This is a genomic window from Kineococcus halophytocola (genome assembly GCF_041276425.1).
GTDB lineage: Bacteria > Actinomycetota > Actinomycetes > Actinomycetales > Kineococcaceae > Kineococcus > Kineococcus halophytocola.
Genome location: NZ_JBGFTU010000049.1, coordinates 1 through 3,286, shown reverse-complemented (window position 1 = coordinate 3,286; position 3,286 = coordinate 1). Strand labels below are relative to the sequence as shown.

The 3,286-nt window shown below is 70.5% G+C and carries 1 protein-coding gene; it reads right to left on the bottom strand.

Going from position 1 to position 3,286, the window contains the following annotated elements; translation table 11 throughout:
• Positions 1–65: 65 nt before the first annotated feature.
• Positions 66–3,209, bottom strand: a complete 3,144-nt coding sequence (locus AB2L27_RS20045) for an RHS repeat domain-containing protein (protein ID WP_370443259.1) — start codon at positions 3,207–3,209, stop codon at positions 66–68.
• Positions 3,210–3,286 lie beyond the last annotated feature (77 nt).

Genomic DNA, 3,286 nt, shown 5'->3' with positions numbered 1-3,286 from the left:
CGGTCCGACGTCATTCGGCGCTGGGATACTTGACGCCGCGGGAGTTTGAGTTAGGGTATCGGCATCTAGACGAGATCGCGCAACTTGCAGCTTAATCCCGTGTCCACGAAACCGGGAACGCTCCAGGTGCCGGTCAGATCCCCGGTGATGGGGTCGTAGCTGTTGGTCTGCTTCCACACCTTCCCGGCGGTGACGGGGCTGTAGCCGGTGACGGCCGCGGCACCGGTGTTGGCCGGGGAGGTGTTGGTGTCGGTGATGGTGGTAGTGGCGACCCGGCCCGACGTGTCGTACGTGGTCTGAGTTTTCAAGCCGGTGGCCTCGAGGGAGGACGTGACCCGGCCCAGGGTGTCGTAGGTGGTGCGCAGGGTGCGGCCGTTGGGCACGTTGCTGGACCCGCCGTCGCTGGTGCTGTCGGGGTTGCCCTGCTCGTCGTAGGTGAGGGTCTTGACCTCGGTGCCGGCGGTCACGTTCAGCGCACCGTAGGTGGTGGTCCTCACCGACGTGGGCCGGTCGGCGCCGTCGTAGCCGTTGATGGTGGCCCGCAGGGTGGAGTTCGTGCCCGAGCCGTACGGGGTCAAGGTCTCGGTGACCGTGGCCGGCAGACCGGTGCGGGTGTAGGTGGTGGTGCTGGTGGGCAGCCCCGCGGACCCGCCGACCTGGACGTTGGCCGGGCCGGTGGAGCAGACCATGCCGGCGAAGACGACCGCGGCCGCAGACGTCGCGGTGGTGCAGTTGTTCGTGCCGTTGGTGCCATCGCCGTAGTAGCGGGTCACCGTGGTGGAGGCGGTTCCGGTGGCGCTGGTGTCGCCGGGGTTGCGGGGCATGCTGGCGGCGATGACCCGGCCCAGGGCGTCGTAGGCGGTGCGGGTCTCGGTGGCATCGCCGGTAGCTGCTGAGGTGCGCACCCAGACCGGCTTGCCGGCAGCGGCCCCGGTCCAGGCGTACTCGGTGTCGACGTACCGGACGTCGTGGACGGCGCCGCCCCCATCGAGCGGGCGCAGCTTGGCGATGGTCAACCCCGAGACGCCGGCGTAGCTGGCGTTCTCCTCACGCAGCTGCCACGGCTGGGAGGTGTTGTTCGGGTCGCGGTAGCGGATGACCTGCTTGGTGTCCAGGAGCTCCGTGGTGCCGGCGACGAAACCGGTGGTGACCTTCGTCGGCAGCTCACTGGCCTGCGCCCCACTGGCGGGACGCCCGGCGTCGTACTCGGTGTAGGTCACCGCACGGGCCGGCACCGGTGTCGGCGATCCGTCCGAGGCGGGCTGGGTCATCGTCAGCCGCAGCGGCTGCAGGGACGTGACCGCCACCTGGGTCGGTTCACGCAGCTGCGGGCCGGCGGTGAAGGTGGAGCGGGACAGCTCATAGCGGGTCTGGGTCGACAGCAGCTGGGCTCGCAGCCACGTCGGGGACCCCTTCACATCCGGAGTGCTGCTGGTCGAGGACAGGGCGCCCAGCTGCGTCGTGGCATCACCGGCGCCCCCATCCTTGGCGGCCTCGTCGTCCTGGCCCAGGGCCAGGGCCCGGTTGGCGGGGGTGAGGCTGAAGGTGGTGTTCCCGGCCGCATCGACGATCGCGGCGGAGATACGGGCTCCCTTGACGGGGATGGGCACCTCACCGGCGGCCGGGGAAGATCCGCCGGGCAGGCCCGCGCCGGGCTGACCGGCGCCGTTGCGGGTGCTGACGGTCGTGGCCGAGATCGCGGCCAGGTTGGCGGCGGTGGTGGCCTTCTCGTTCCAGGTTCCCGAGCCGACCCAGCGCCCGGCGAGGGCGGAGGGCTGGGCGACGTTGACGGTGTGACCGTTGACGTCCATGTAGCTGACCGCGGCCGCGGTCCAGTTGCGCGCGGTGGTGTCCACGGCTGCGTCGTGCACCCCGACGCGCGAGTCCGGCACGTCGGCGGCGTTGGGTCCGTACACGGCGGTCGCATCCAACGGGGCCACGTCCTGACCCCAGGTCAGCACCGCACGGGCCGACATCGGGTACGGGCCCATCCGGGTGACGTCCAGCGGGACGCTGTAGACGACGTCCCAGCTGGCGGTGCCGGTCGCGGTGGTGCCATCAGAGGCCGACACGGTGGGCCGCGACACCGTCAGCAACCGGCCCTGGGACCCGGCCTGGCCGGTGTCGAAGGTGGACTCGACCTCGCCGTAGGTGAAGGTCCACGCCTTCTGCTTGGCCGGGGTCACGGTGGCCACCGGCCCAGGAACGGTGACGGGGGTGGACCCGGTCTTGGAGGAGTAGTCGGCGCGGTAGGTGTACGTGGTGATCAGGCCCGCGCGGTCGGTGACCGAGGCCAGGCGGTTAGCGGCGTCATAGAGGTACGTCGCCAGCTGCACCGGGGCACTGGGAGTGGCGGTCGGAGCGGTCGGGTCAGTGGCGTACAGGTCGATGGAGTTCACCCGTGCGCTGGCGTCGTTGCCGTTCCAGTTCAGCTGCAGCACACGGCAGCCCGGGCCGGGGGTCGCCGCGGTCAGGCAGGTGCCTTGAGCGCTGGCGGACAGGGCCGGGTTGGCCGCCCCCACCCGCGACAGACGCCAAGCGTCCACCATCTTGGAGGTGTCGTTGCGGTCCGGCACTTTGACCTGGGTGTAGCCGTACCGGGTGGCGTTGATGGCGCCGCCGTTGGCCGGGGCGATGGAGGTGGCCTGCCAGCTCGCCTGCGTGTTGGCGCTGGCGATGAAGTCGCTCTGGCGGTTGGCCGGGGCGGTGATGGCGACCCGGTTGCCGAAGACGGTGACGGTGCCGTCCCCATCGGTCAAGGTCCAGGAGGTCGCCTTGAACGGGGTCAACGCCAGGTCGACGCCAGCGACGGTGGTGGATCCGACAAGGGTGAGGTCCTCCTCCCCGGACTCGGCGTACCAGGTGGTCCCTGCCTCATCGACGACGAAGGACGTCGACTCACCGGAGGCGTCCAGGACGTCCAGGGAGTAGTCCGAGGTCTGCCGGATCGAGGTCCAGCTCAGGTCCAGGTCGTCATCGACCCCACCCAGGACCCACTGGGGCCCGAAGGGGGAACCGGCGACGTTCTCGGCGCCGGCGTTGGTGCGCCGGGAGGAGGCGGTCCGGGAGATGGACACCCCGAAGGCGGCCGCATCGGTAGCCGACAGGTCCAGGGCCCCGGTGAGCAGGTTCACCGACCCCGGCCCGACGGCGCTGGAGCCCAGGGGTCCGGCAAAGTCCGGTGAGGTGAGGCGCGTCAAGGACGACACGCCGTGAAGGCTCATCCGGGACGGGCATGGCCCCGGCAGTGATCATGGAGTTCTCACACAACGCGATCGACCCGAGG